This window comes from Hwangdonia lutea (assembly GCF_032814565.1).
GTDB classification, from domain to species: Bacteria; Bacteroidota; Bacteroidia; order Flavobacteriales; family Flavobacteriaceae; genus Hwangdonia; species Hwangdonia lutea.
Window position 1 is genome coordinate 1,864,207 of record NZ_CP136521.1, and the last position, 25,827, is coordinate 1,890,033.

General features: G+C 36.9%; 25 protein-coding genes. 20 read left to right on the top strand and 5 right to left on the bottom strand.

Features of this window, described 5'->3' with window-relative positions; genetic code table 11:
• Positions 1–209 precede the first annotated feature (209 nt).
• The 18 genes from RNZ46_RS08050 (at position 210) to RNZ46_RS08135 (ending at position 13,352) form a co-directional block, all read left to right on the top strand.
• Positions 210–965 carry an EI24 domain-containing protein gene (locus tag RNZ46_RS08050; RefSeq protein ID WP_316984868.1) on the top strand — a complete coding sequence of 252 codons (756 nt, stop codon included), beginning with the start codon at positions 210–212 and terminating at the stop codon, positions 963–965.
• Positions 955–1,497 (top strand): GNAT family N-acetyltransferase, encoded by a 543-nt coding sequence (locus tag RNZ46_RS08055; protein ID WP_316984869.1) that lies wholly within the window; start codon positions 955–957, stop codon positions 1,495–1,497. The genes RNZ46_RS08050 and RNZ46_RS08055 overlap by 11 nt, the downstream gene beginning before the upstream one ends.
• 2 nt (positions 1,498–1,499) lie before the next feature.
• Complete coding sequence (gene hemF, locus RNZ46_RS08060; RefSeq protein ID WP_316984870.1) at positions 1,500–2,402, top strand: oxygen-dependent coproporphyrinogen oxidase; 903 nt, start codon at positions 1,500–1,502, stop codon at positions 2,400–2,402.
• Positions 2,403–2,463: 61 nt separating this feature from the next.
• A complete protein-coding gene (hemB, locus tag RNZ46_RS08065) occupies positions 2,464–3,453 on the top strand; it encodes a porphobilinogen synthase (protein ID WP_316984871.1) in 990 nt (329 codons plus the stop codon).
• Between the two features lie 26 nt (positions 3,454–3,479).
• Positions 3,480–4,772, top strand: a complete 1,293-nt coding sequence (locus RNZ46_RS08070; RefSeq protein WP_316984872.1) for a serine hydrolase domain-containing protein — start codon at positions 3,480–3,482, stop codon at positions 4,770–4,772.
• Positions 4,773–4,818: 46 nt separating this feature from the next.
• Entirely contained in the window at positions 4,819–5,937 is a 1,119-nt protein-coding gene (locus tag RNZ46_RS08075; protein WP_316984873.1) for a CNNM domain-containing protein, read from the top strand.
• 86 nt (positions 5,938–6,023) lie between these two features.
• Positions 6,024–6,506, top strand: a complete 483-nt coding sequence (locus RNZ46_RS08080; RefSeq protein ID WP_316984874.1) for a methylated-DNA--[protein]-cysteine S-methyltransferase — start codon at positions 6,024–6,026, stop codon at positions 6,504–6,506.
• Positions 6,507–6,559: 53 nt separating this feature from the next.
• Positions 6,560–7,717, top strand: coding sequence for a serine hydrolase domain-containing protein (locus RNZ46_RS08085; protein WP_316984875.1), 1,158 nt, complete (start codon positions 6,560–6,562; stop codon positions 7,715–7,717).
• Positions 7,707–8,420, top strand: coding sequence for a 3'-5' exonuclease (locus RNZ46_RS08090; RefSeq protein WP_316984876.1), 714 nt, complete (start codon positions 7,707–7,709; stop codon positions 8,418–8,420). Before RNZ46_RS08085 ends, RNZ46_RS08090 begins: the two co-directional genes overlap by 11 nt.
• 253 nt (positions 8,421–8,673) lie before the next feature.
• A complete protein-coding gene (locus tag RNZ46_RS08095) occupies positions 8,674–9,084 on the top strand; it encodes a response regulator transcription factor (protein WP_316984877.1) in 411 nt (136 codons plus the stop codon).
• Between the two features lie 77 nt (positions 9,085–9,161).
• The gene (locus RNZ46_RS08100; protein ID WP_316984878.1) at positions 9,162–9,533 is read left to right on the top strand and encodes a VOC family protein; all 372 of its coding nucleotides are present in this window, start codon (positions 9,162–9,164) and stop codon (positions 9,531–9,533) included.
• 15 nt (positions 9,534–9,548) lie between these two features.
• On the top strand, positions 9,549–10,007 hold the full coding sequence (locus RNZ46_RS08105) for a DUF4199 domain-containing protein (RefSeq protein ID WP_316984879.1): 459 nt from the start codon (positions 9,549–9,551) through the stop codon (positions 10,005–10,007).
• 11 nt (positions 10,008–10,018) lie between these two features.
• Positions 10,019–10,483 carry a DUF1801 domain-containing protein gene (locus RNZ46_RS08110; RefSeq protein ID WP_316984880.1) on the top strand — a complete coding sequence of 155 codons (465 nt, stop codon included), beginning with the start codon at positions 10,019–10,021 and terminating at the stop codon, positions 10,481–10,483.
• On the top strand, positions 10,480–10,866 hold the full coding sequence (locus tag RNZ46_RS08115) for a VOC family protein (protein WP_316984881.1): 387 nt from the start codon (positions 10,480–10,482) through the stop codon (positions 10,864–10,866). Before RNZ46_RS08110 ends, RNZ46_RS08115 begins: the two co-directional genes overlap by 4 nt.
• Before the next feature lie 26 nt (positions 10,867–10,892).
• Positions 10,893–11,657 (top strand): sulfite exporter TauE/SafE family protein, encoded by a 765-nt coding sequence (locus RNZ46_RS08120; RefSeq protein ID WP_316984882.1) that lies wholly within the window; start codon positions 10,893–10,895, stop codon positions 11,655–11,657.
• Positions 11,658–11,775: 118 nt separating this feature from the next.
• Positions 11,776–12,237: a TM2 domain-containing protein gene (locus RNZ46_RS08125; RefSeq protein WP_316984883.1), complete on the top strand. Its 462-nt coding sequence runs from the start codon at positions 11,776–11,778 to the stop codon at positions 12,235–12,237.
• A 175-nt stretch (positions 12,238–12,412) separates the two neighbouring features.
• Positions 12,413–12,736, top strand: a complete 324-nt coding sequence (locus tag RNZ46_RS08130; RefSeq protein ID WP_316984884.1) for an ArsR/SmtB family transcription factor — start codon at positions 12,413–12,415, stop codon at positions 12,734–12,736.
• 106 nt (positions 12,737–12,842) lie between these two features.
• Positions 12,843–13,352 (top strand): DUF6428 family protein, encoded by a 510-nt coding sequence (locus RNZ46_RS08135; RefSeq protein WP_316984885.1) that lies wholly within the window; start codon positions 12,843–12,845, stop codon positions 13,350–13,352.
• 36 nt (positions 13,353–13,388) lie between these two features.
• Here the strand turns inward: RNZ46_RS08135 and RNZ46_RS08140 are convergent, their stop codons facing one another.
• From RNZ46_RS08140 to RNZ46_RS08150, 3 genes are all read right to left on the bottom strand, one after another.
• Complete coding sequence (locus RNZ46_RS08140) at positions 13,389–15,218, bottom strand: GNAT family N-acyltransferase (RefSeq protein ID WP_316984886.1); 1,830 nt, start codon at positions 15,216–15,218, stop codon at positions 13,389–13,391.
• A 22-nt stretch (positions 15,219–15,240) separates the two neighbouring features.
• Positions 15,241–16,491 (bottom strand): aspartate kinase, encoded by a 1,251-nt coding sequence (locus tag RNZ46_RS08145; RefSeq protein ID WP_316984887.1) that lies wholly within the window; start codon positions 16,489–16,491, stop codon positions 15,241–15,243.
• A 71-nt stretch (positions 16,492–16,562) separates the two neighbouring features.
• Positions 16,563–17,045, bottom strand: a complete 483-nt coding sequence (locus RNZ46_RS08150) for a GNAT family N-acetyltransferase (protein ID WP_316984888.1) — start codon at positions 17,043–17,045, stop codon at positions 16,563–16,565.
• A gap of 120 nt (positions 17,046–17,165) precedes the next feature.
• Between RNZ46_RS08150 and fbp the strand changes: the two genes are divergently transcribed.
• Complete coding sequence (gene fbp, locus RNZ46_RS08155) at positions 17,166–18,173, top strand: class 1 fructose-bisphosphatase (protein ID WP_316984889.1); 1,008 nt, start codon at positions 17,166–17,168, stop codon at positions 18,171–18,173.
• 157 nt (positions 18,174–18,330) lie between these two features.
• On the opposite strand, the gene RNZ46_RS08160 is transcribed toward fbp, so the two are convergent.
• Together RNZ46_RS08160 and gltB are read right to left on the bottom strand one after the other, a co-directional pair.
• Positions 18,331–19,794, bottom strand: coding sequence for a glutamate synthase subunit beta (locus RNZ46_RS08160; protein WP_316984890.1), 1,464 nt, complete (start codon positions 19,792–19,794; stop codon positions 18,331–18,333).
• A gap of 4 nt (positions 19,795–19,798) precedes the next feature.
• On the bottom strand, positions 19,799–24,313 hold the full coding sequence (gene gltB / locus RNZ46_RS08165; RefSeq protein WP_316984891.1) for a glutamate synthase large subunit: 4,515 nt from the start codon (positions 24,311–24,313) through the stop codon (positions 19,799–19,801).
• Positions 24,314–24,768: 455 nt separating this feature from the next.
• On the opposite strand from gltB, the gene RNZ46_RS08170 reads away from it, so the two are divergent.
• Positions 24,769–25,818 (top strand): outer membrane beta-barrel protein, encoded by a 1,050-nt coding sequence (locus tag RNZ46_RS08170; RefSeq protein WP_316984892.1) that lies wholly within the window; start codon positions 24,769–24,771, stop codon positions 25,816–25,818.
• Positions 25,819–25,827: the final 9 nt, after the last annotated feature.

Sequence of the window (25,827 nt, forward strand, 5' to 3'; positions counted from 1 at the left end):
TTACCTACTTTTTTATGTAACATTAGGTTTTAAAAATCTACTTATCGTTGTAAAAAAGTAGGTCGGGCTTTCCGCTATATCTTTTTTTTCGTCATAGCGAGGAGGAACGACGTGGCTATCTGTTAAATGTTAGTTTTAAAATAAAGTATGTTTTCCACTTTTCAAAAAAAGGATGCCGCATCAATCCCTAACGCAAAACCAACGAGGTTATGATAAAAAATATAACATCAGCAATCAAAGCATATTTGGGCGCTTTTAGCTTAATATCCAAACTAAAACTCTGGAAATATTTTGCCATACCTATACTTATTAGTGTGGTAACGGCCATAAGTATTGGTGTTTCAGCCTATGGGTTGTCAGATAATATTGGTTATTATATTTCTAAAATCTGGGTCTGGAAATGGGGCAAAGAAACCTTTACAACCATAGGTAATATTATTGGTGGATTGTTAATCATCGCTATCGGACTCATTCTTTACAAGCACATCATAATGGCATTATCAGCGCCTTTTATGAGTCCCGTGTCCGAAAAAATCGAAGCCTATTTAACAGGAAAACAAGAGCATTCACACAGAAACACCTCGTTTTTCCAACAACTTTGGCGTGGTTTACGTATTAATATTCGTAACCTATTTATGGAAATTATGCTAACTATTTTAATATTAATTATCAGCTTAATTCCCGTTATTGGTTGGATTACCTCGTTGTTGCTCTTCGTGGTTCAGGCCTATTATGCAGGGTTTGGTAATATGGACTACACTTTAGAACGCCATTATAAATATGCCGATAGCATAAAATTCGTTCGTAAACATCATGGATTGGCTATTGGTAACGGTCTGGTTTTTATGGGGTTTCTCTTTATTCCGGTAATTGGTGTTATTTTAGTGCTGCCTTTATCGGTAACCGCGGCCACCCTAAAAACCGTTGAAGCCTTACGACCTAAACAAATTGAACGTGCTATTTGATTTAGAATCATATTATATCGAACCTATAAAAACTGAAGATGCTTGGAGTCTTTGCAATTTTATAGTTTCAAATGAAGACCGATTAAAACGCTATTTCCCTAAAACCTTAGAACAGAATTTAACACCAGATTTATCAAAGGTTTTTGTTGAAAAAAAGGCAAATCAATTCCGACTAAAAGAAGAGTTTTTATTCACTTTAAAGGAAAAGAACAGTCATCAATTGGCAGGTTTAATCTATATAAAAGAAATCGATGCCATTAAAAAACAAGGTGAGTTTGCGTATTGCATCGGCTATCCGTTTGAAGGCAAAGGACTAACAACAAAATCAGTAAAAGTATTAACGAGATTTGCCTTTAAGGATTTAGGTTTAAAAACGCTTCAAATTATTGTACATAAAGATAACCTAGCAAGCGTAAAAATCGCTGAAAATTGTAATTTTATCTGGAAAAAAACACTTAAAAATGAGTTTACGCCAAATGGCGAATTACCTTTAGATATGGAGCTTTATGAGCTTTATTTTGAAAATGAATGAAAATGAAAAACAAATTCTACCAATACATACAAGATTTACAAGACACTATTACCTCAAAATTAGAAGCCATAGATGGTAAAGCCAAATTCCAAGAAGATATTTGGAAACGGCCCGAAGGCGGTGGCGGACGAACACGCGTAATTGAAAATGGCCGTGTTTTTGAAAAAGGCGGCGTTAATATTTCCGGTGTTCACGGCAAATTACCAAAAAGTATGCAAGCTTACTTTAAGGTTGGCGATGTCGATTTTTTTGCCTGCGGCTTAAGCTTGGTTTTGCATCCTGAAAACCCGATGGTGCCAACCGTACATGCCAATTGGCGCTATTTTGAAATGTACGATAAAGATGGAAATATTATTGATAGTTGGTTTGGTGGCGGACAAGATTTAACGCCATATTATCTGTTTGAAGAAGACGCCAAACATTTTCATCAAATCTGTAAAATAGCATGCGACAAACATAATCCCGAGTTTTATCCAAATTATAAAAAACGCTGCGACGAGTACTTTTACAATGCCCACCGAAACGAGGGCAGAGGCATAGGCGGCTTGTTTTTCGATTATTGCAAAACTTCAGAAACCATGAGCATGGAAAATTGGTATAATTTTGTTACCGAGGTTGGCGATAGTTTCCTTGAAGCCTACGTACCCATTGTTGAAAAACGAAAAGACCTGCCTTATACCGAAGCACAACGCAATTGGCAGGAAATCCGTCGTGGGCGTTACGTAGAATTTAATCTCGTTCACGATAAAGGCACGCTTTTCGGATTGAAAACCAACGGACGCATTGAAAGTATTTTAATGAGTTTGCCACCACACGTCCAATGGGTTTACGACCACCATCCCGAAGATGGAAGTGACGAAGAAAAATTAATAGACGTATTAAAAAAACCGAAAGTTTGGGTTTAACACAAATTAAAAATCAAATGTCAGGTTGAGCGCAGTCGAAACCTATCAAAATATAAAAACCATGTACCCATTAAGAAGAAACCGAAGATTAAGAACCAACGAAGCCATTCGTAGTTTAGTTCGTGAAACCATAATCACGCCAAACGATTTTTTAGTCCCACTTTTTGTTGTTGAAGGCAAAGGCGTTAAAGAAGAAATCGCATCGATGCCCAATTACTTTCGATATAGTTTGGACTTATTGGAAAACGAAGTGAAAGAACTTTGGAAACTCGGATTAAAATCGGTGTTGCTTTTTGTAAAAGTGCCCGATAATTTAAAAGATAATAAAGGAAAAGAAGCCTTAAACCCAAACGGATTGATGCAACGCGCCATTAAAACCGTAAAAAATGTGTGCCCCGATATGTTGGTAATGACCGATGTGGCACTCGACCCATATTCTATGTACGGACACGATGGTATTATTGAAAACGGCGTTGTAGTTAACGACGATACCGCAGATTTTCTGGCAGAAATGAGTGTGTCCCACGCCAAAGCCGGAGCCAATTTTGTGGCACCAAGCGATATGATGGACGGCCGTATTTTAACCATTCGCGAAGCTTTGGAAGACGAAGGTTTTACCGATACGGGCATTATGAGTTACTCCGCAAAATATGCCTCGGCGTTTTATGGGCCTTTTCGAGATGCTTTGGATTCTGCTCCTGTAGATTTAAAGGACATTCCGAAAGACAAAAAAACCTATCAAATGGATGTCGCCAATCGCCACGAAGCAATTAGGGAAACCGAAATGGATATTGATGAAGGTGCCGATATTGTGATGGTAAAACCAGGTATGTCGTATTTAGATATTTTAAGCGATATTAAAAATGAATTTGATGTGCCTGTTGCCGTGTATCAAGTTTCGGGCGAATATGCCATGATTAAAGCCGCCGCCGAAAAAGGTTGGTTAAATCACGACCAAATAATTCTGGAAACCACCACCGCTTTTAAACGCGCTGGTGCCGATGTGATTGCGAGTTACTTTGCTAAAGATATTGTAAAATTGATTTCGTAACTTTCAAGCCCATAATTAATTCATATATGATTCGTTTTAAAATTTTTTTAGTCTGCTGTTTTGTGTTTTGTGTTCAAACAGTAAACGCGCAACTAAGTTATGATACCCCTGATTCGGTTGGGCTCGATTCAACTTATATAAAAACCAATGTCGACTCTATAATGCGCGATGCCATCATTCAAAAAGCATTTCCGGGCGCACAATTGTTGGTTGCTAAACAAGGTAAAATCATTTTTCATGAAGCTTATGGTTTCCATACTTACGATAGCATTCAAAAAGTAAATTTAGACGATGTTTACGATTTGGCATCCGTAACCAAAATAGCGGGACCGTTACCGGCTTTAATGAAACTTTTTGAGGAAGGTAAATTAGATTTGGATGCGCCTTTTAGCACTTATTGGAAAGACTGGAAACACAAAAAGGATAAAAAAGACATCACACTTAGGGAGCTGTTGGCGCATCAATCGGGGATAAAGCCTTATATTGTTTTTTTAGCGGAGGTTTATAAAAAGAACGGAAAAATAAAAAAGCGTTTTATTAAAACTAAAAAAAGCAAACGGTTTTCGCAGCAATATTATAACGATATTTATGTGAAAAACAGATTTAAAAATAAAATCTACAGACATATAAAACGCGTTAAGGCCGATGGTAAAAAAGAATATTTATACTCGGGTATTGCATCATTGATTTATCCGCAAATTATAGAAGATATCACGGGTGTGCCGTACCGAACCTATCTTCAAGATAATTTTTACAAACCACTGGGTTGCAACACGCTTGGTTATCTTCCAAAGGATAAAAATTTTAAAAACGCCATTGTGCCCACGGAAATAGATACCGTGTTTAGAAAGACCTTGGTTAACGGTTGGGTACACGACGATAATGCGGCACTTTTGGGTGGTATCTCTGGAAATGCAGGTTTGTTTGGTAGCGCCACGGATTTGGCGAAATTTATGCAAATGCTTGTTCAAAACGGAACTTATGCCAACAAACAATATTTTAAACCCGAAACCGTAAAGGAATTTACCAGAATTCAATACCCAGAAAACAACAACCGCCGAGGCTTAGGGTTCGATAAACCATTAATTGGTAACGATACCTTAAGTATAAAGGAAGCTTATCCGGCGCCACAAGTGAGTCCGGAAAGTTTTGGTCATGCAGGATTTACAGGTACGTTTGTTTGGGCAGACCCCAAAAACGAGCTTGTTTTTATATTTCTTTCCAATCGGGTTTATCCAAGCCGAACACACCGAAATATTTACACTTTGAATATTAGACCCAAATTGCAACAATTATTTTATACCGCTATAAAAAATTAAACCAAAACTCATAAATTATTAGTATTTTAGACCTTTAAATTTTCTTATGGGATTACTTCTGTTTTACGCTTTTATTTCGGTTTTTTTTTCATTTTTATGTTCCATTTTAGAGGCTGTTCTGTTAAGCGTTACACCAACTTTTATTAATGTAAAAAAGCAGGAAGGTAAAGATTATGCCTTTGCTTTAGAAGCTTTAAAAAAAGATGTAGACAGACCACTTATTGCTATTCTTACCTTAAATACCATTGCGCACACCGTTGGTGCTATTTTAGTGGGTGTACAAGCAAAATCTGCCTATGCCGAATTATACGGTTCGGAAACAAGAACCATTCTTGGTGTTACGTTTACCGAAGATTTAATGGTTGGTGTGGTATCGACAATTATGACGATTTTAATATTAGTGGCTTCAGAAATAATACCAAAAACCATTGGCGCAACGTATTGGAAATCGTTGGTTAATTTTACCACCAAAGCCTTAAGGGTTCTAATATTTCCATTAAAATGGACTGGCTTACTCTGGTTGCTTCAACTCACTACAAAACTCATTGGTGGGAAAAGCCACGGCAGCATTTTAAGTCGTGAAGATTTTCATGCCATGGCAGATATCGCACACGAAGAAGGTGTTTTTCAAGAATCGGAAAGTAAAGTCATAAAAAACCTGTTGACCTTTAAAGAAATTAAAGCCAAAGACGTCATGACCCCGCGAACGGTTATGAAAACAGAAAGTGCAGATACCACCGTTGAAGATTTTTTCAATAAAAATTTAAACCTCAGGTTCTCTCGTGTTCCTATTTATGCCGATACCGAAGACAATATAAAAGGACTGGTTTTAAAAGACGACGTGTTTAAGGAAATGGCCTTGGGTAACGGCAACAAAAAACTCTCTGAACTGAAACGCGACATTATTGTAATAACTCGAAATATGGCCATTCCTACGCTATTTGAAGAGCTTGTGGAAACCCGAAACCACATGGCCTTGGTAGTTGATGAATACGGTACCGTAAGCGGCATTGTAACCATGGAAGATGTTATTGAAACTTTGTTGGGTCTGGAAATTATGGACGAAAGCGATAACGTATCAGATTTGCAAGTACAAGCACGAAAAAACTGGGAAGCCCGGGCCAAAAAGTTAGGTATTTTAGACGATATGAATACCGAGGAATAAAAAAAACATACCTGTTTAAAACATGTACTGAAAAGCTATTTTAAAATGAATGTGGCAACTGACCATTGTAAAGTAAAAATAATTAGATGAAAAGCTGCATCATCAAATCGCCTTTGGGGTTCACTAAAATTATGGGTGATGATGATGGCATTGCTTCGGTTACGGTCTTAAATAGTAAAGCATCAGAAGAAAAAATTACCGATATTATACCTGTTGAATTGGAAGATTGCGTCATTCAACTTCATGAGTATTTTGAAGGTTCTCGAAAACAATTCAACTTAAACCTCAATCCAAAGGGTACCGATTTTCAACAAAAAGTGTGGAAAGCTTTAGAGCAAATCCCTTACGGAAAAACCCTTTCGTATTTAGATTTATCAAAACAACTGGGCGATGTAAAAGCCATTCGCGCTGTTGCCAATGCCAATGGCAAAAATCCACTTTGGATAATTGTTCCGTGTCATCGTGTTATTGGTAGCGACGGTAGTTTAACCGGTTACGCCGGCGGTTTACACCGAAAAAAATGGCTGTTGGAACACGAAAGTCCGTATAAGCAACAATCGTTATTTTAGTTTACTTAAAACATAAAATTTTTCCTATATTTATTTTAACTAAAATTCTTAAAATGAAATTCCTGAAAAAATTCTTAAAATGGATAGTCATCCTATTTGGTTTATTAATAATCGTACTTTACGCCACCGATACCGATTACTTACTTAAAGCGGTTAGAACCATTTATCTTAGCGGACACTCTACGGCTTATTTAGAAGATTACAAAAAATTTGACAACCAAGTGGTTGAAAACGGTACGCCCCAACCCTGGCCAAATCATAAAAATTACAACACCGTTCAAGAATCCGAAGGTTTAAAGGAAATCAATAAAGCCAACGGTACCATTGCTTATGTGATTATAAAAAACGATAGTATTTGGTTTGAAAATTATTACGATGGTTTTAACGAAAACTCAAAAACCAATTCGTTTTCCATGGCTAAAAGCTATGTGTCCGGGCTTATGGGCAAAGCCATTCAAGACGGTTATATAAAAAGTTTAGACCAACCAGTTTGCGATTTCTTGCCGGAATTTTGCGAAGGAAAAGCTGCTAAAATGACGGTTGGCGATTTATCAAGTATGGCATCTGGTACCAATTGGGATGAGCATTATTATTCGCCTTTGTCTATTACAACACGGGCCTATTTTGATGACGATCTGGAAAAAGTCATGCTCGGTTTAAAAGTTGTTGAAGACCCCGGGAAAGCTTTTAAATACTCAAGTGGCGACACCCAAATGCTGGCTATGGTTATTGAAAAAGCCACAGGTAAAAAACTGTACGATTACCTAACCGAAAGTTTTTGGAAACCTTTGGGAAGCGAAAACCCAACGCTTTGGCAAGTGGATAGTGAGGCGCACGATTTAGTAAAAGCCTATTGTTGTATTGCCAGTAATGCCAAGGATTTTGCACGTTTTGGAAAACTGTATAAAGACCATGGCAAATGGAACGGCAAACAATTGTTGGATTCTGCTTTTGTGGCAAAGTCTATTAAACCCCGATTTGAAAATTATCCAATGTATGGTTATGGCATTTGGTTAAAAACCATTGGGAGCAAAAACTTTTTTATGATGCGCGGGCACCTTGGGCAATACGTAATTGTTGAACCTAATGATAATATCATCATCGTCAGACTTGGGCATTCCAAAGGAAACAACAATAAAGTCGGGCAATTTACGGGCGATATTTTTACTTATATTGAAGAAGCATATAACATGTTGGGTTATGATCTCTAAACTAAACTTAGAAAACATTTTATTTCTGGACATTGAAACCGTACCGGAAACCAAGCAGTTCTCAGATTTGGAAGAAACCAAACAAGTGCTTTGGGAACAAAAATCGCAATACCAACGTAAAGATGAATTTACTGCAGAGGAGTTTTATGAACGTGCCGGAATTTGGGCTGAGTTTGGCAAAATAGTTTGCATTTCGGTGGGGTATTTTACCTTACAGGGCGATAACAGAACATTTAGGGTTACCTCATTTTTTGGCGACGAAATTAAAATTCTTAAAGATTTTAAAAACCTTTTAATATCGCATTTTAGTGAAACCAAGCACTTACTTTGTGCGCACAATGGCAAGGAATTTGACTTTCCGTACATAGCGAGACGGATGATAATCCATAACATCGAATTGCCGTATAAACTGAATCTGTTCGGGAAAAAACCTTGGGAAGTACCGCATTTAGATACGTTGGAACTCTGGAAATTTGGTGATTATAAAACCTATACCTCGTTAAAATTACTGACCAATGTTTTGGGTATTCCTTCGCCAAAAGATGATATTGACGGTAGCGAAGTTTATCGCGTTTATTATGAAGAAAACGACATAGACCGCATCATTATTTACTGCGAAAAAGACACCATTGCAGTAGCGCAAATATTTTTAAGGTTACGAGGTGATGCGCTTTTGGGTGATGACGAGATTATTCATGTTTAATAATATTTTGAAATTGTAAACAAACGTTTGTGGGTCTTAAAATTCATGTTGTTATAAAAAGAATGGAACTCATTTATTTTTAGATTGTCATTCCGAACGAGGAACGAGGAGGAATCACATAATTATAAGATTTCTCGTTGCTCGTACCTTGCTCTGTAGAAACGACAAGAGTTTTTGAAAAGTTTTAAAAAATCAATGTAATCACAACGAATCACATATCCAACGAGAGCAGAATTTAACTTTAATCTTGAAAATGAAAAAAATCATTATTGTATTTGCCCTTCTAATTTTGGCATTGTTGTTAGTGTTTCAAATTGGGAAATACGCCATCGTTTCGGGAGATTTAAAAACAGAAATAGTAATTGCCAGTATCGCGATCGTTTTCTTTTTTGTTGGTGTTTATATAAACAAAAAGAGCCTTCAGAAACAAAACACACCATCAAAAGAAATCAACCATAAAAAAATTGAAGCATTGGGAATCACCAATCGCGAATACGAAGTTTTACAACATATTTCCTTAGGCTTATCCAATAAAGAAATTGCCGATACATTATACCTTTCAGAAAGCACCATAAAAACGCACGTCTCAAATTTGCTGGTAAAATTAAATGCAAAACGACGCACCCAAGCAATGCAAATCGCAAAAAAATTACAGATTATTTAAAATTCGTACTTTAGTATGAATTCTAAAAAAGGGGTTTAAACTACTTTTAGGGCGATATTAATATTAAAATAAAATTTATGGAATTAGGAGCATTTTCTGCAAGCTTAAATGTGAAAGACATTAATAAATCTAAATCATTTTATGAAGCATTGGGGTTTTCTGTTTTTGCCGGCGACATTGAAATGAATTATTTAATCATGAAAAACGGCAATGCCTTAATTGGTCTTTTTCAAGGCATGTTTGAAAACAACATTTTAACTTTTAATCCCGGTTGGGATGAAAGCGCAAACAAATTGGAAACGTTTACCGATGTTCGCGAGATTCAAAAACATTTAAAAAACAAATCGATAAAACTAGAAAGAGAAGCCGACGAGAGTACCGAAGGTCCCGCAAGTATTGTACTGTTCGATCCCGATGGCAATACCATTCTTATCGATCAGCATGTTTAACCCACACCTCAAACAATGAAAACCACAATAATTAAATACGGAATTTTTGGTGGCATCACGGGTTTTGTCATTTTTTTATCACACTTGGCATTTGCCAAAAATTTAAGCTTTTCTACCTTAGAAGTATTAGGTTATATTTCGATTTTCATATCGCTGTCATTCATTTATTTTGCGATAAAACACTACAGAGACCATGTTAATCAAGGAGTGATTTCATTAGGCAAAGCGATAACTGTTGGCTTATTGATTTCAGTGTTGGTGGGCATAGGCATTGGGCTTGCCGATTTTATTTACACTAAATTTCTAAACCCTAATTTTTTTCAGGATTATGCACAAATGTTAATTGACCAAGGAAGAGGCGATGAGGTTATTGAAATAACAAGCACTATGGGCGCTTTATTTATGCTCGCTCTGGTAACCGTAATTGGGTTTATCATCTCGCTAATTTCTGGATTAATATTACAACGTAAATAAAAAATAAAAATATGCAGTACAACGCCACATCACCAGAAGATTACATCAGTCAAGTCCCTGAAGAACGTCAGAACGCCCTAAAAAAATTACGAAAAGTCATTAACGATAATTTGCCTAAAGATTTTGAGGAAGGTATCATTTATAAAATGATTGGATATTACGTGCCACATTCGGTTTATCCCAATGGGTACCATTGCGATCCTAAAACACCGTTGCCTTTTATGAGTTTTGCATCACAAAAAAACTCGGTAAACTTATACCACAGCGGTATTTATGCTAAAAAAGAATTGCACGATTGGTTTGTAAACGAATACCCCAAACATTGCAAACGCAAATTAGATATGGGTAAAAGCTGTATCCGATTTAAGTATTTGGACGACATTCCTTTTGAACTTATTGGCGAATTAACCAGAAAAATGACTTGCCAAGAGTGGATTGATATTTACGAAAGTGCCATAAAAAACAGAAAAAAATGAAAAAACGAGTAACAGGAATAGGCGGATTATTTTTTAAAACCAAAGACCCAAAAGCATCGCGAGATTGGTACAAAAAACACTTAGGTTTTAATACCGATGACTACGGATGCACCTTTTGGTGGAAGGATAAAGACGGGAATGACTGCACAACTCAATGGAGTGCTTTTGCAGAAGACACCAAGTATTACGAGCCATCAAAAAAAGACTTTATGTTTAATTATAGGGTTGAAAATTTAGAGGAGCTTTTAAAGGTTTTAAAAGAAGAAGGCGTTACCATTGTTGGCAAAGTTGAAGAATACGATTACGGAAAATTTGGTTGGATTTTAGATAACGACGGCAACAAAATAGAACTTTGGGAACCTGTAGATAGTGCTTTTTTGTAAATTCGTTTTTTATCTAAAAGGAACTTTTGCCCTATTTCGAAATACTTCAATCGTATCAACTAACTGCATTACAATGGGCAGTTATTGGTTTTGCAGTTTTTTTGTTGGGTTTATCTAAATCGGGAATTAAAGGCATCGGTATTATCATTGTTGTTATACTCGCCTTTGTTTTTGGCGAAAAAGCATCGACGGGTATTCTGCTTCCCCTGTTAATTTGTGCTGATGTTTTCGCCGTTATTTATTATAACAGACACGCCCAATGGCATATTATTAAAAAGCTCATCCCATGGATGATTGTTGGTGTTTTAGTGGGCGTGTGGGTTGGTAATGATATTTCCGAAGTCCTTTTTAAAAGGCTCATGGCTATCATAATAATTGCCTCGGTAATGATTATGTTTTACTCCGAAAGCAGAAATTCCAATAAAGTGCCAACGCATAAATTATTTTCATCGGGAACGGGTTTTTTAGCGGGTTTCACAACGATGATTGGTAATTTGGCAGGCCCCATTTCAAACATTTATTTTTTAGCCATGCGTTTTCCTAAAAACGAATTTATTGGTACGGCTGCATGGTTGTTTTTCATTATAAATGTATTCAAATTACCTTTTCATATTTTTATTTGGAAAACCGTAACCTTTGAATCCTTGGTTTTAAATTCGGCGTTAATCCCAGCAGTTATTATAGGGTTTTTCCTGGGCGCCTATATAGTCAAGTTAATTTCAAATATAAAATACAGACGTTTTATTTTAATTGTTACAGCTATTGGCGGTGTAATTATGTTATTCAGATGATTTATTATTTAAAGTGATTTGTAACAATTAACCTATTTTAAATACTAATAGTTTTAAGAAATAGTTAATAATGCATAAATTTATTAACTTTATGGTCTAACCAAAATTATTAAATAAAATGTCCGACGAAAAAAATTTAAGCGACGACCTAAACGATATGTTAGGTGATGCCAAAGAAGGTGCAAAAAAAGCGGCTGGTAAAGCAGGAGAATTTGCTGATGATGCCAAAGAAAAAGCAAAACATATTGCTGATGAAGCTAAAGAAACAGCTTCTGAATTTGCTGATAGCGCCAAGGAAACATTTGCCTCTGGTGGCGAAAATAAAAAAATATTAGCAGGTATTTTAGGTATTCTTTTTGGCGGATTGGGAGTTCATAAGTTTATTTTAGGGTATAATAAAGAAGGTGGCATCCTTTTAGGAGCAACATTAATTGGGATACTTTTATCTTGTGTTGGTGTGGGACTTTTAATTGTTTGGGTACCCGGTGTGGTAGGATTTATCGAAGGTATTATCTACCTAACAAAATCTGATGAAGAGTTTTATAACACCTATCAAGTAGGAAAAAAACCTTGGTTTTAATTGAAAAGAAATTCCTCGTTTTTTTAACGAGGTTTCCGTTGATATTGTCATTCCCGTGAAAACGGGAATCTTAATAAATCTTAAATATCATAATTGAAAAAAAAGCCAAAAAAAATCAATTTTGGCTTTTTTAATTAAATATAACATCGTAATATTGCGATATATAGATAATAAAATGGGAGTAACTAAATCACAAATATTTACCGAACAACAAAACGATTTAGCGCAGCTTTTTAAAGTGCTTGGGCATCCTGCGCGTATAGCAATTTTACAGTATATAAGTCGTCAGAACGCCTGTATATGCAACGATTTGGTTGAAGAAATTGGCTTAGCACAAGCTACCATTTCTCAGCATTTAAAAGAACTAAAAAGTATGGGTTTGCTTAACGGAGAAGTAGAAGGGAAGCGTATGTGTTATTGCATTAATGTAAACCGATGGAATGATTTGCAGAATCAATTAAATACATTTTTTAATGCTACAAAATCCAACTGTTGCTAGTTGGTTTTGTTGTTATTCCTGCGAAGGCAGGAATTTTCAAATATTGAAATAGGAAAATAGAATGGATTCTCTCCTTGGAGGCAATAAAAATAAAAATCACTTAATTATGAAAACACAAGAATTATTTAACGTTTTAGAACAGAACAAAGACAAATCTTTGGTGTTCGAATATGCACCAAACAAATGGGTTGGCGCCAACTATCATATTACCGAAGTAAAGCATGTTGCCATAGAATCTGTGGATTGCGGGGCACAAACCGATACTTGGAAAGAAACCATTATCCAACTTTGGGAAAGCCCTTTAGAAAAAGGTAAAACCGAGTATATGTCGGTTTACAAAGCCATGGCCATTCTTAAAAAAGTGGGTAAAATGAAGGCTTACAATTTAGATGCCGAAGTTAAATTTGAATATAGCAATGCGACGTTTAATACAGCGCAATTGTTTGTTAACGATTTCGAAATACGCGATAACGACTTTATAGTTAAATTGGCTATTGAAAAAACCGATTGTAAAGCCAAAAGCGTTTGTGGTGTTCCTGAAAAGATAGTTAATGTATCAGAAAAAATAGTTGAAAAGGTTGAGGCATGTTGCTCTCCAGAAGGAAATTGCTGTTAAATAAAATCGTCATTTCGATTCCTTCTCGTAATTACCTTAACCCCCATTATTCTCCATAAACTTACGTTCCAGTTCCGCTTGAAATTCTTCCATAACAGGACGCACGGTGCTCTCGGGCAAGTCGGCAATTTTAATGTACATTAAACCATCAACGGCGTTGTTAAACAGCGGATCCACATTAAAGGCCACCAATCGCGCGTTTTGTTTTATGTATTTTTTAAGCAGCACGGGGAGGCGCAATGCACCCGGTTCCACCTCGTCAATAATTTTATCGAATTTGTTTAAATCGGCTTCGGTTTCATCAAAAACAAACTCTTTATCGGCATCTTTCAGTTTTACCTTAAATTCTTTTTTTGGATGTACATATTGCGCGATGTAGGGGTCGTAATAATGCGATTTCATAAACTCGATCATCAACGATTTTGAGAAATTTGAAAACTGATTGCTAATACTTACACCACCAATTAAAAATTTATGCTCTGGATAGCGTAATGTGGTGTGCACAATACCTTTCCAAAGTAAAAATAAAGGCATGGGTTTTTGTTGGTATTCCTTTATGATGAAAGCACGACCCATTTCGATGGATTGGCTCATCATTTTATACAATTCAGGCTCAAACCTAAATAAATCCTGCAAGTAAAAGCCATCAATTCCGTAGCGTTCAAAAATCTGCGAACCCAATCCCATTCTATAGGCACCGGCAATTAAATTACGTTCGTTGTCCCATAAAAACATGTGGTGGTAATAGGTGTCAAAACCATCCAAATCGATAGATTCGTTGGTGCCTTCGCCCACCTCGCGAAACGTAATCTCACGTAGGCGACCAATTTCCCTTAATATGTTCGGGATGCTTTTGGCAGGTGCCAAATACACCTCGTAATTCTTACTCGTAAGCAATCTGAAATCCTCCTTTTTAAGCGCTTCAACCTCAGAAATCATGGTTTCTGAATCTACGGGTGTTACAATTTTTTTGGGTATTTTATGAGGCTTAAGCGTTGATGAAATATTATCTAAAATCTTAGATTTTTCCTCAAAAGCATTGGAAAGCATATAGGTTTTTCGCCTTAAAAAACCAGAAAACTCATCAAGTGTTGTGTGTTCTTTTTGGTCGTTAACCGAAATAGCTTTTCCTATTCTAACCTTGATAACGCGTCGTTTTTGGGTTAATAATTCCGATGGTAATTTAGCCGTTCTAAAAATGTCGCTAATTTTAGAAAGCTTGTAAAACAATTTACTGTTTTTGGCATGAAAATAAATAGGCACAATGGGCACTTCGGCTTTTTGCGCGAGTTTCATGGCCGCTTCTTCCCACGGTTTATCCACCACTAATTTACCATCGCGATAGGTTGAAACCTCTCCGGCTGGAAAAATACCGAGCGGATGTCCATCCTTTAAATGACGAATCGCATTTTTAAAACCGGCAATGCTAGATTTAACGTCTTTGCGGTCTTCAAAAGGGTTTACAGGCATAATATAAGGCTTCATCGGTTCGATGCGATGCAACAAAAAATTGGCAATAATTTTAAAATCACTGCGTTGTTCCAGCATTAATTTTAAAAGCAAAATCCCATCAATACCTCCTAGCGGATGGTTGGATACGGTAATGTAAGCACCGTCTTTTGGCAAACGTTTTAGGTCTTCTTCGGGGATTTCAAACTTGATTTGAAATTCACCTAAAATCCCATTCAAAAATTCTAAATGGCTTAAATGCTTATTTCTATTGTATATTTTATTGAGTGTAGATATTTTAAGAAGTTTCATTAAAAGCCAACCTAAAAATGTACCAATAAATCCATATTTATCTAACTGTATGGCTTTGGCTACTTCTTTGGCGCTTACCAATCCTGTATTTAGTTGCTTGGTCATGAGTGTAAATGTACTAAATAAACTATTTAGTTACTACTTGAATGGTTTCTTGTGTTAATTGTTTTAGTAACACGGTTTTACCGGTTTCTATTTGCTTAATCGCACTTTCGTTATAATGCCGAATGGTGTAAAGCGAGACATTTTCGTAACAAGTAACTTTAAATTTTGATTTTAAATGATGTAATAATGCTTCGAGATTGTTATACATATTATCGACACAAACTGAAAAACTGATGGCTGAGTTTTGAATCACATCAACCTTCATTTTATATTGGTGCAAAAGTTTGAAAATTTCACTGATGTTATCTTCAACAATGTATGAAAAATCTAAAGATGAGAGCGAAATAAGTACTTGGTTTTTCTTTACAATAAAACACGGAATCATGGGTTCTAAAGCACTATCCTTTCCTACCAAAGTTCCAACTTGCTCCGGATTTAAAAAGGATTTTACGTAAAGCGGAATTTCCTTTCTTTGTAAAGGTTGCAATGTTTTTGGATGAATAACCGAAGCGCCATAAAAAGCCAGCTCTATGGCTTCGCGATACGATATTTTTTTAAGTAATTGTGCGTTTTCAAAATACCGAGGATCGGCGTTTAAAACACCCGGAACATCTTTCCAAATGGTAACGCTTTCTGCATTTAAACAGTAGGCGTAAATGGCAGCCGTATAATCGCTACCTTCTCGCCCTAAAGTTGTTGTAAAATTGTTGGCATCGCTACCTAAAAATCCCTGTGTAATATTCAAAACATTTTTGTTGAATTGTGCGGTAATTAATCGTTGGGTATCGTCCCATTTAACATGGGCACGTCTGTAATATTTATCGGTTTTTATATGATTGCGAACATCAATCCAATTGTTTTTTATGCCAATGGTATTTAAATATTCGCTGATGATTGTTGTTGAAATAAGCTCTCCAAAACCAACTGTTTGATCGTAAACAAAGTTGTAATTTGGCGATTTATTGGTATTTAAGAAACTGTTTAGCTCATCAAACAACAGGGCTATTTTTTTAAAAACAGGATGGTTTTCGTTTTCAAATAAATCTAATAAAATTTGATTGTGAAACTTTTTAACATCTTGAATCGAGCTTTGTAACTGCGCTTTATTAGTAAAATAATTTTTTAAAACCAATTCCATGGCATTGGTGGTTTTGCCCATGGCCGAAACTACAATTAAGGTGTTGTTATAACCTGTTTTCTGCAACACTGCCGCTAAGTTTTTAACACCATTTGCGTCTTTAACCGATGCACCACCAAATTTGAATACTTGCATGTTTTATTAGAGTGATTGAGTGATTGATTATAAAGTTATTTGTGCGTATTGCCTAATAACTTAATACCGGTTTATCCTAACTTCGAAATATAATTTTTTATACCTTCTTCGTTTAAATGCACCACAAACCAATCGCGTTTAACATCGGCGCCTTTTTTTTCGTAAAATGCAATGGCAGGTTCGTTCCAGTCCAGTACTTCCCAATTTACCCGCTTTACGCCTAATTGGTAAGCGTATTTTATCACTTCATCTAAAAGTGCGGTGCCTAGGCCAGAGCCTCTCATTTTCTCGCTAACAATTAAATCTTCTAAATGAATGGCTTTTCCTTTCCATGTGGAATATCGATTATATACCAATGCAATACCTTCAATTTGGTTATTCACTTCGGCAACAAAACAATGAAATTGAGGGTGTTCTCCGTAGCCATCTTTTTGTAAATCTTCAACCGTTATTTCAACGGCATCGGCCTCTTTTTCAAAAAGAGCCAACTCCTTTATCAAACGCAGCACATGTGGCATATCGTGCGCGGTGGCATTTCTTATTTTATAAGTCATAGGGTTAAAATAATTTCAAATATAGTTTAAAGTTGAATATGTAAGCCCATTAATCTTTTACGAAATCGTTGTAGTTGGTTAAAAATTAATAGATATTTGCACAAACAAAAATCCGTTTTCATGACTAGAAAAAACCAAACTTTAGGAGAGTTTATTATTGAAAATCAAGCATCGTTTAAATATAGTTCGGGGGAGTTATCTCGACTTATTAATTCCATTCGATTGGCGGCAAAAGTAGTAAATCACGAAGTTAATAAAGCTGGATTGGTTGATATTATTGGAGCCGTTGGCGATACTAATATACAAGGTGAAGATCAGCAAAAACTAGATGTTTACGCTAACGAAAAATTTATTCAAACCCTTACCAAAAGAAATATTGTTTGCGGAATTGCCAGCGAAGAAGAAGACGATTTTATTTCGATTAACAGTCAAGACGAAAACAACCAAAATAAGTACGTGGTTTTAATTGACCCGTTAGATGGCTCTTCAAATATTGATGTTAATGTATCGGTGGGTACTATTTTTTCAGTTTACAGGCGCGTAACCCCAGTGGGAACACCAGTAACCCTCGCCGATTTTTTACAAAAGGGGAGCAAACAAGTTGCTGCTGGATATGTTATTTATGGCACATCTACCATGTTGGTTTACACGACGGGCGATGGGGTAAACGGGTTTACCTTAAACCCCGCCATTGGTACTTTTTATCTATCGCACCCTAATATGCAATTTCCTAAAGACGGAAAAATTTATTCGGTTAACGAAGGTAATTATATCCATTTTCCTCAAGGGATAAAAAACTACATTAAGTATTGCCAACAAGAAGAAGGTGATAGACCGTACACATCGCGGTATATTGGTTCTTTAGTGTCCGATTTTCATAGAAACATGATTAAGGGCGGTATTTATCTGTACCCAAAAAGCTCGATGAATTCCAACGGAAAATTACGATTACTTTATGAATGTAATCCTATGGCATTTTTGGCTGAACAGGCCAACGGAAAATCGAGTGATGGCTTTACAAGAACCTTGGATGTAGAGCCTACCGAATTACACCAGCGTGTACCTTTTGTTTGCGGCAGTAAAAATATGGTTGAAAAATGTGAGGAGTTTATGAGGAATTCCAAATAAAAGAGGCTGTCTAAAAAGTCCTTTGGATTTAATTTGTCAGGTTGAGCTTGTCGAAACCGATCTTGATTGTCAATAAGTTAAAATATTTCGACAAGCTCAATATGACATAGAATTAGACTTTTTAAACAACCTCTTTGGTTATACACTAATATTAAAGTTACACCCCAACCAAATCGCCGGCGGCATTTTTAGTGGCCAAATCAGATTTGCCCATCAAATAAATATCCACTTGTCGTGCTGCTTCCCTGCCTTCAGAAATGGCCCAAACAATCAAGGATTGCCCGCGACGCATATCGCCTGCGGTAAATATATTTGGGATGTTGGTTTGATACTTGCCATATTCTGCTTTGTAATTTGAGCGCGCATCGGTTTCTATACCTAACTTATCGGCTAGCGTACTTTCCGGTCCGGTAAATCCTAAAGCCAAAAGTGCCAAATCACAAGGCCACGTTTTTTCGGTACCTTTAATTTCTATAAGCTTTGGGCGTTCGCCCGGAATCATTTCCCACTCGACATTTATGGTTTTTAATGCCGTTAGCTTTCCGTTTTTATCGGTTATAAATTCTTTGGTGTTAATAAGCCAGTTTCTTTCAACTCCTTCCTTATGCGAAGACGATGTTTTTAACTGCAATGGCCAATAAGGCCACGGTGTAGTTGGCGAACGATGCCCCGGAGGTTTGGGCATAATCTCAAAATTTACGACCGATTTTGCACCTTGGCGGTTTGAGGTGCCCACACAATCCGATCCTGTATCGCCACCTCCAATTACAATCACGTTTTTATCGGTTGCCAATACTTGATCTTCTACTTTTTTTCCAAACAATACTTTGGTTTGTTGGGTTAAAAAATCCATAGCTTGTACCACCCCATCGGCATCAATACCGGGTGTTGGTAAACTACGTCTTTCGGTCGCACCGCCACAAAGTACTACGGCATCAAAAGCTTTTAAGGCCTCAACATCATAATTTACACCAACATTCACATTGGTTTTAAAAATGATACCCTCGGCTTTTAAAATGGCTAAACGTCTGTCGATAATTTCCTTTTCCATTTTAAAATTAGGGATACCATATCGCAATAGGCCTCCAATTTCGTCATCACGTTCAAAAACGGTTACCGTGTGTCCCGCTCTATTTAGCTGTTGGGCTGCTGCCAAACCAGCTGGCCCAGAGCCTACAATGGCAATGGTTTTACCTGTTCTTGTTTTTGGTGGTTGTGGTTTAATCCAACCTTCTTTAAAGGCACGCTCAACGATATTTTTTTCAATATTTTCTATAGAAATCGGGTCTTCAATAATACCTAAAACGCAGGCCTGCTCACATGGTGCAGGACATAAGCGCCCTGTAAATTCAGGGAAATTATTGGTGGAATGTAGTATCCACGAGGCTTTTTGCCATTCGCCTTGATGTACCATGTGGTTAAAATCCGGGATTAAATTCCCTAATGGGCAACCACTATGGCAAAATGGAATACCACAATCCATACAACGCGATCCTTGTTTTTTTTGTTCGTCTTCAGAAAGCGGTATAGTAAATTCCTTATAATGTTTTACACGATCCTTTACAGGTGTGTATGCTTCATCTTGTCTTTCAAATTCTTTAAAACCTGTTATTTTTCCCATCGTATTATGCTGTTTCTAATGCTTCAACTAGTACTTCTCCTTTTTCCAAACGCTCTAAAGCTTTCTTGTATTCGATTGGCATCACCCTAACAAAATGTTTTAAGCTGGCATCCCAATCCTTTAATAATGTTTTACCAAGTTTACTGTTTGTATATAAAACGTGTTTTTCAATAAGTTCTTTTAAATCCTTGGCATCTGCTTCTAAAATATCTTCAAACTCAATGGTTTCGGTATTACACAATCCGTTAGTAAATTTATTTTCAGGATCGTAAACATAGGCAATACCGCCACTCATGCCTGCGGCAAAATTGCGCCCCGTTTTACCTAAAACCACTACTTTTCCACCAGTCATGTATTCGCAACAATGGTCGCCAACACCTTCCACTACAGCAGTTGCACCGGAGTTTCGTACGGCAAAACGTTCGCCTGCAATACCATTAATATAGGCTTCACCTTCAACGGCACCGAACAAACACACGTTTCCAACAATAATGTTGTTTTCTGCTGAAAAGGTTGCCTTGGCTGGTTTCTTTACAATTAATTTAGCGCCTGAAAGTCCTTTGCCTAAATAATCGTTCGTGTTGCCATCCAATGTAAATGTAAGTCCGTTGGCTCCAAAAGCACCAAAACTTTGACCTGCCGAACCTGTAAAATTGATGTTTAGGGTATCTTCAGGTAATCCCAAGTGTCCGTATTTTTTGGAGATTTCGTTACTTACAATAGCGCCAACCGTTCGGTTTATGTTATTGATTGGATAAGCTAAAGTCATTTTTTCTTTACGGTATAAAGCCCGGTGTGAATCTTTTAGAATTTGAAAATCCATAACGTTATCAATACCATGGTCTTGTTTTTCTGAATTTCTAACAGGCATTTCATTGTAAACGGCTGGCCTGTGTAAGATTGACGACAAGTCCAATCCTTTAGCTTTGTAGTGTTTAATGGCTTTATTGGCGTTTATTTTATGGGTTTGACCAATCATTTCATCCATGGTTCTAAACCCTAATTGCGCCATAATGCCTCGTAATTCTTCAGCGATATAATAGAAGAAATTAATAACATGCTCCGGTGTGCCTTTAAAGTTTTTTCGCAATTCTTTATCTTGGGTAGCGATACCCACCGGACAGGTGTTTAAGTGGCATTTACGCATCATAATACAACCCGAAGCAACCAATGGTGCTGTGGCGAAACCAAATTCTTCGGCGCCCAATAAAGTGGCAATGGCCACATCGCGCCCTGTTTTTAATTGACCGTCGCACTCCACCACAATTCTACTTCTTAGCTTGTTTAAAACCAAGGTTTGTTGAGCTTCGGCTAAACCTAATTCCCAAGGCAATCCAGCGTGTTTTAACGAGGTTAAAGGTGATGCACCGGTACCGCCATCGTATCCTGCGATTAAAACCACATCGGCTTTGGCTTTTGCTACACCGGCTGCAATAGTGCCAACACCAACTTCTGAAACCAATTTTACATTAATTCGCGCTTCGCGATTAGCATTTTTTAAATCGTAAATGAGTTGCGCTAAATCTTCAATGGAATAAATATCGTGATGCGGCGGTGGTGAAATTAAGCCCACAAAAGGGGTAGAGTTACGAGCCGCGGCAATCCACGGTAATACTTTTTCGCCGGGTAATTGGCCGCCTTCACCGGGTTTAGCACCTTGTGCCATTTTAATTTGAATCTCTTTGGCATTGGTTAAATAATGCGAAGTCACTCCAAAACGACCAGATGCTACTTGCTTTATTGCAGAGTTTCGGCTGTCTCCATTAACATCGGGTTGAAAACGGTTTCTGTCTTCGCCACCTTCGCCAGAATTGGATTTTCCGCCAATACGATTCATGGCAATGGCTAAATTTTCGTGTGCTTCACGTGAAATGGAGCCGTAGGACATCGCTCCTGTTTTAAAGCGTTTTACGATTTCTGTCCAAGGTTCCACTTCATCTATTGGAATGGGATCTAAATTATCAAACTCAAACAAACCACGGATGGTCATTAAATTTTCAGACTGTTCGTTTACAGCTTTAGCATAAACATCGTAACTAGCTTGGTCGCTTAACCTAACGGCTTGCTGCAATTTTGCAACGGTTGTTGGGTTAAACATGTGGCGTTCGCCATTACGTCGCCAACGGTAATCGCCACCAATATTTAAGCCTAGTCGTTTGTCGATTAATTTATCTGGATAAGCGTATTTGTAACGTTCGTTAATTTCTTTTTCAATTTCGTATAATCCAATACCTTCAATTCTTGAAGCGGTATAGGGGAAATATTTTTCAACAAAAGAAGAATTGAACCCTACAATTTCGAATATTTGAGAACCTCGATACGAATGTAAGGTAGAGATTCCTATTTTGTTCATTATTTTTAGGATGCCTTTTCCGATGGCTTTATTGAAATTATCGACCGCTTTTTGCTCGTCCATTCCTGTGATAAAGCCCTCTTTTACTTGAGAACGGATGATTTCGTTTACCATATACGGGTTTATAGCACTGGCGCCATAACCGAATAAAGTGGCAAAATGATGCGGCTCACGAGGTTCGGCAGATTCGATGATAATATCAAAATACGAACGCTTGCGTAAGCGGTTCATTTGATGGTTTACATACGAACAGGCCAACAAAGCTGGAATAGGCGCAAGCTCTTTATTAACACCTCTATCCGACAAAATGATGATGTTTGTTTTGCGGTCGAGTGCTTTTTCAATTTGAACGATTATATCGTCTAGAGCATCTTCAAGCCCATTAAGCCCTTGTGCTTTTGGATAGAGCATTTCTATGGTTTCAGCCTTAAAACTTTCAACCGAGATGCATCTTATTTTTTCTAAATCGGCATTGGAAATTACAGGATTCTGTATTTTTAACTTTCTACATTGTCTTTCAGAAATACTGAAAATATTGCGGTCTTTACCCAGATTTAAACTGATGTCTGTGACAATTTCCTCGCGAATACCATCCAAGGGCGGATTGGTAACTTGGGCAAATAATTGTTTAAAATAGTTTGAAATAAGTTGCGGTCTATCCGATAAAACTGCCAAAGGTGTATCGATTCCCATAGAGCCCAAAGCTTCTTTAGCGTTTACGGCCATTGGAGTGATAACTTCTTGAATATCCTCGAATGTATAATTGAATAAACGCTGGCGGGTTTTTAAATCGATGGTTTCAATGGGGCAGGTTTCGTTGTTATAAGGAATGTCCTTTAAATGTAATCGGGTTTTATCCAACCATTCTTGATAGGGTCTTTCCGAAACAATTTTGCTTTTAATTTCTTCGTCATTTATAATGCGCCCTTCGTTCATATCAACCAAAAACATTTTTCCGGGTTCTAAACGGCCGTGGCTTTCAATATCTTCGGGAGCAATATCAACCACCCCAATTTCTGAGGACATAATGAGTTTACCACTTTTGGTAACGGTGTATCGCGAAGGTCTCAAACCGTTTCTATCCAATAAGGCGCCAATATAATTACCATCGGTAAAAGGTACCGATGCGGGGCCGTCCCAAGGTTCCATAATACAGGCATTGTACTCGTAAAAGGCCTTGCGCTCTGGCGACATGGTTTTGTGTTTTTCCCAAGCCTCGGGAATCATCATCATCATGACTTCCGGTAACGAGCGTCCGGTATGCGTTAACAATTCAACGACCATATCCATGGAAGCCGAATCTGATTTTCCGGGTAAAATTATGGGGAATAATTTATCAATTTGAGGACCGAAAACCTCACTTTTCATAATTTCTTCCCGAACACGCATACGGCTTACATTACCACGAAGTGTATTTATTTCCCCGTTTTGGCACATAAACCTAAACGGTTGTGCGAGTTCCCAGGTGGGCATCGTGTTGGTAGAAAAACGCTGGTGCACCAATGCCAATCGGGTAACCAAATCGGTTTCTTGTAAATCTTTATAATAGGGACCAATATCTTCGGGCATAATTATACCCTTATATATTAAAGTGGTTGTTGATAAACTGGACACATAAAAATATGAGCTTTCTGACATTTTTGAATTGGCAATAATATGCTCGGTAATTTTTCGGGCCGCATATAATTTGGCCTTAAATACATCTTCCGATATGTCGTTTGTTTTTTCAACAAAAAGCTGTTCGATATTGGGTTCGGATGCTAGTGCAATCTCACCCAATTGTGATGAGTCAACCGGAACCTGTCTCCAACCTAAAACCGATAAGCCTTGTTCAACAATCTCTTTTTCAAAAGTGTCTTTACAAAATTTATATTGGTTTACGTTTTTAGGCAAAAACACCATACCCACAGCATATTTTCCTTGTACCGGAATATCAAAATCGCAAACCCTTTTAAAATAGGCGTGCGGTATATCGATTAAAAGTCCTGCGCCATCGCCCGTTTTTCCATCGGCACTAACGCCGCCTCTATGTTCTAGTTTTACTAGAATTTCTAAGGCATCGTGTATTATTTGATTGGTTTTTTCTCCCTTTAGATTACATATAAAACCTGCACCGCAATTTTCGTGTTCAAATTCAGGTAAATATAGTCCTTGTTTCTTCAGCATAATCAACAAATTTTAAGTTAAAAATAGGTGTTGAAAAGCTAAGATATGCACTAGAATTTGAATAATAACAAGGGTTGAATCATTATTCCGATTTTGAAAATTAAGTCAATGCAAAACTAATTATATATCAATCAAACAAAAATATTTTAATAAATACTCAATTCATAAAAACGGGTTTTAAAAGCAAAAGCATGAATTAATGTTAGTAAAAGGTCATTTGTATAAAATTAAAATCAATTAAAAATGAGAAAAGCTAATAATAATTCAAAATTCAAATTAAAAATATCTAAAAAAAATAAAGTCAAATCTTTATACCCTCAAAAAAATAGGGTTGAAATATAAAAATTAACAAAAATGAATTAGTTAACCCCATTTTTTATGGGGTTAAAATATTTTTTAAATAGTTTTGACCTGTTCTTAGAAAATAATAGAACTAATAACTAAAATTGAAACTTATGAAAAAAATTACAACACTATTAATGTGTTTTGTGGCAACTGCGATGTTTGCACAAGAAAAAGCAACCACTCCAAAGTTTAGCTTTAGCGGAAGCGTTGATGCTTATTATAGAGCTAACTTTTCGGCGCCTAACGATGAAAATCATGTTGCGCCGGGGTCTTCATTTGCTAATTTGCCTGGTTTTGCCTTAGGAATGGTAAATCTTGTTGCTAGTTATGAAGGTAAAAAAACAGGATTTGTTGCCGATTTAATGTTTGGTCCGAGAGGGACGGACGCCATATTTAATTCTCCAATGTACCCTGTAGGAAATGAGGAAATAGGCACGGGCAACATCGTAGCCCAATTATATGCTTACTGGAACGTGAGTGAATCCGTAAAACTTACCATAGGTAATTTCAATACTTTTTTAGGTTATGAGGTTATTTCGCCTGTTGTTAACTTTAACTATAGCACATCTTACCTGTTCTCCTATGGGCCTTTTACCCACACAGGGCTGAAAGCTGATTTTGCTTTATCTGAAGATTTCAGCTTAATGTTGGGTGTTATGAATGATACAGACATCACTGAATTTAATCCAACCGGTGATTACGCATTTGGCGCCCAATTAGGATATTCAGGACAGTTCCTAAATGTATTGGTAGACCCTTCATTTTTTGAAATTGATTTTACCGGAGGAATTGATTTATTCGATACTTTCTTCTTAGGTATCAATGCAGCGCATTTAAGTTACGAAGATAATGGCGGTTCATTTACAGGTGGAGCAATATATCCGCAGTATGCAATAAGTGAAAGCTTTACTGCCGGTTTAAGAGCTGAGTATTTTTCTGAATCTGATTTTGGCGCAGGAGGTATCGGAGCATATGATACCAATGGATACGGTTCTGTATTTGCACTAACATTAACAGGTAGCTATGCCGTTGAAAACTTAACCATAAAACCAGAAATAAGATTGGATTCAACAAGTGAAGAAGGGGCTTTTTGGGATAACGATTTAATGCCATCAAAAAGCTTGGGGTCTTTCGTAATGGCAGCCATCTATTCATTTTAATTTAAAATA

Bases quoted from the DNA above. Each gene is read 5' to 3' on its own strand.
- RNZ46_RS08050 (WP_316984868.1), top strand. From the start codon at position 210: ATGATAAAAAATATAACATCAGCAATCAAAGCATATTTGGGCGCTTTT.
- hemF (WP_316984870.1), top strand. From the start codon at position 1,500: ATGAAAAACAAATTCTACCAATACATACAAGATTTACAAGACACTATT.
- hemB (WP_316984871.1), top strand. From the start codon at position 2,464: ATGTACCCATTAAGAAGAAACCGAAGATTAAGAACCAACGAAGCCATT.
- RNZ46_RS08070 (WP_316984872.1), top strand. From the start codon at position 3,480: ATGATTCGTTTTAAAATTTTTTTAGTCTGCTGTTTTGTGTTTTGTGTT.
- RNZ46_RS08075 (WP_316984873.1), top strand. From the start codon at position 4,819: ATGGGATTACTTCTGTTTTACGCTTTTATTTCGGTTTTTTTTTCATTT.
- RNZ46_RS08080 (WP_316984874.1), top strand. From the start codon at position 6,024: ATGAAAAGCTGCATCATCAAATCGCCTTTGGGGTTCACTAAAATTATG.
- RNZ46_RS08085 (WP_316984875.1), top strand. From the start codon at position 6,560: ATGAAATTCCTGAAAAAATTCTTAAAATGGATAGTCATCCTATTTGGT.
- RNZ46_RS08090 (WP_316984876.1), top strand. From the start codon at position 7,707: ATGATCTCTAAACTAAACTTAGAAAACATTTTATTTCTGGACATTGAA.
- RNZ46_RS08095 (WP_316984877.1), top strand. From the start codon at position 8,674: ATGAAAAAAATCATTATTGTATTTGCCCTTCTAATTTTGGCATTGTTG.
- RNZ46_RS08100 (WP_316984878.1), top strand. From the start codon at position 9,162: ATGGAATTAGGAGCATTTTCTGCAAGCTTAAATGTGAAAGACATTAAT.
- RNZ46_RS08105 (WP_316984879.1), top strand. From the start codon at position 9,549: ATGAAAACCACAATAATTAAATACGGAATTTTTGGTGGCATCACGGGT.
- RNZ46_RS08110 (WP_316984880.1), top strand. From the start codon at position 10,019: ATGCAGTACAACGCCACATCACCAGAAGATTACATCAGTCAAGTCCCT.
- RNZ46_RS08115 (WP_316984881.1), top strand. From the start codon at position 10,480: ATGAAAAAACGAGTAACAGGAATAGGCGGATTATTTTTTAAAACCAAA.
- RNZ46_RS08125 (WP_316984883.1), top strand. From the start codon at position 11,776: ATGTCCGACGAAAAAAATTTAAGCGACGACCTAAACGATATGTTAGGT.
- RNZ46_RS08130 (WP_316984884.1), top strand. From the start codon at position 12,413: ATGGGAGTAACTAAATCACAAATATTTACCGAACAACAAAACGATTTA.
- RNZ46_RS08135 (WP_316984885.1), top strand. From the start codon at position 12,843: ATGAAAACACAAGAATTATTTAACGTTTTAGAACAGAACAAAGACAAA.
- RNZ46_RS08140 (WP_316984886.1), bottom strand. From the start codon at position 15,218: ATGACCAAGCAACTAAATACAGGATTGGTAAGCGCCAAAGAAGTAGCC.
- RNZ46_RS08145 (WP_316984887.1), bottom strand. From the start codon at position 16,491: ATGCAAGTATTCAAATTTGGTGGTGCATCGGTTAAAGACGCAAATGGT.
- RNZ46_RS08150 (WP_316984888.1), bottom strand. From the start codon at position 17,045: ATGACTTATAAAATAAGAAATGCCACCGCGCACGATATGCCACATGTG.
- fbp (WP_316984889.1), top strand. From the start codon at position 17,166: ATGACTAGAAAAAACCAAACTTTAGGAGAGTTTATTATTGAAAATCAA.
- RNZ46_RS08160 (WP_316984890.1), bottom strand. From the start codon at position 19,794: ATGGGAAAAATAACAGGTTTTAAAGAATTTGAAAGACAAGATGAAGCA.
- gltB (WP_316984891.1), bottom strand. From the start codon at position 24,313: ATGCTGAAGAAACAAGGACTATATTTACCTGAATTTGAACACGAAAAT.
- RNZ46_RS08170 (WP_316984892.1), top strand. From the start codon at position 24,769: ATGAAAAAAATTACAACACTATTAATGTGTTTTGTGGCAACTGCGATG.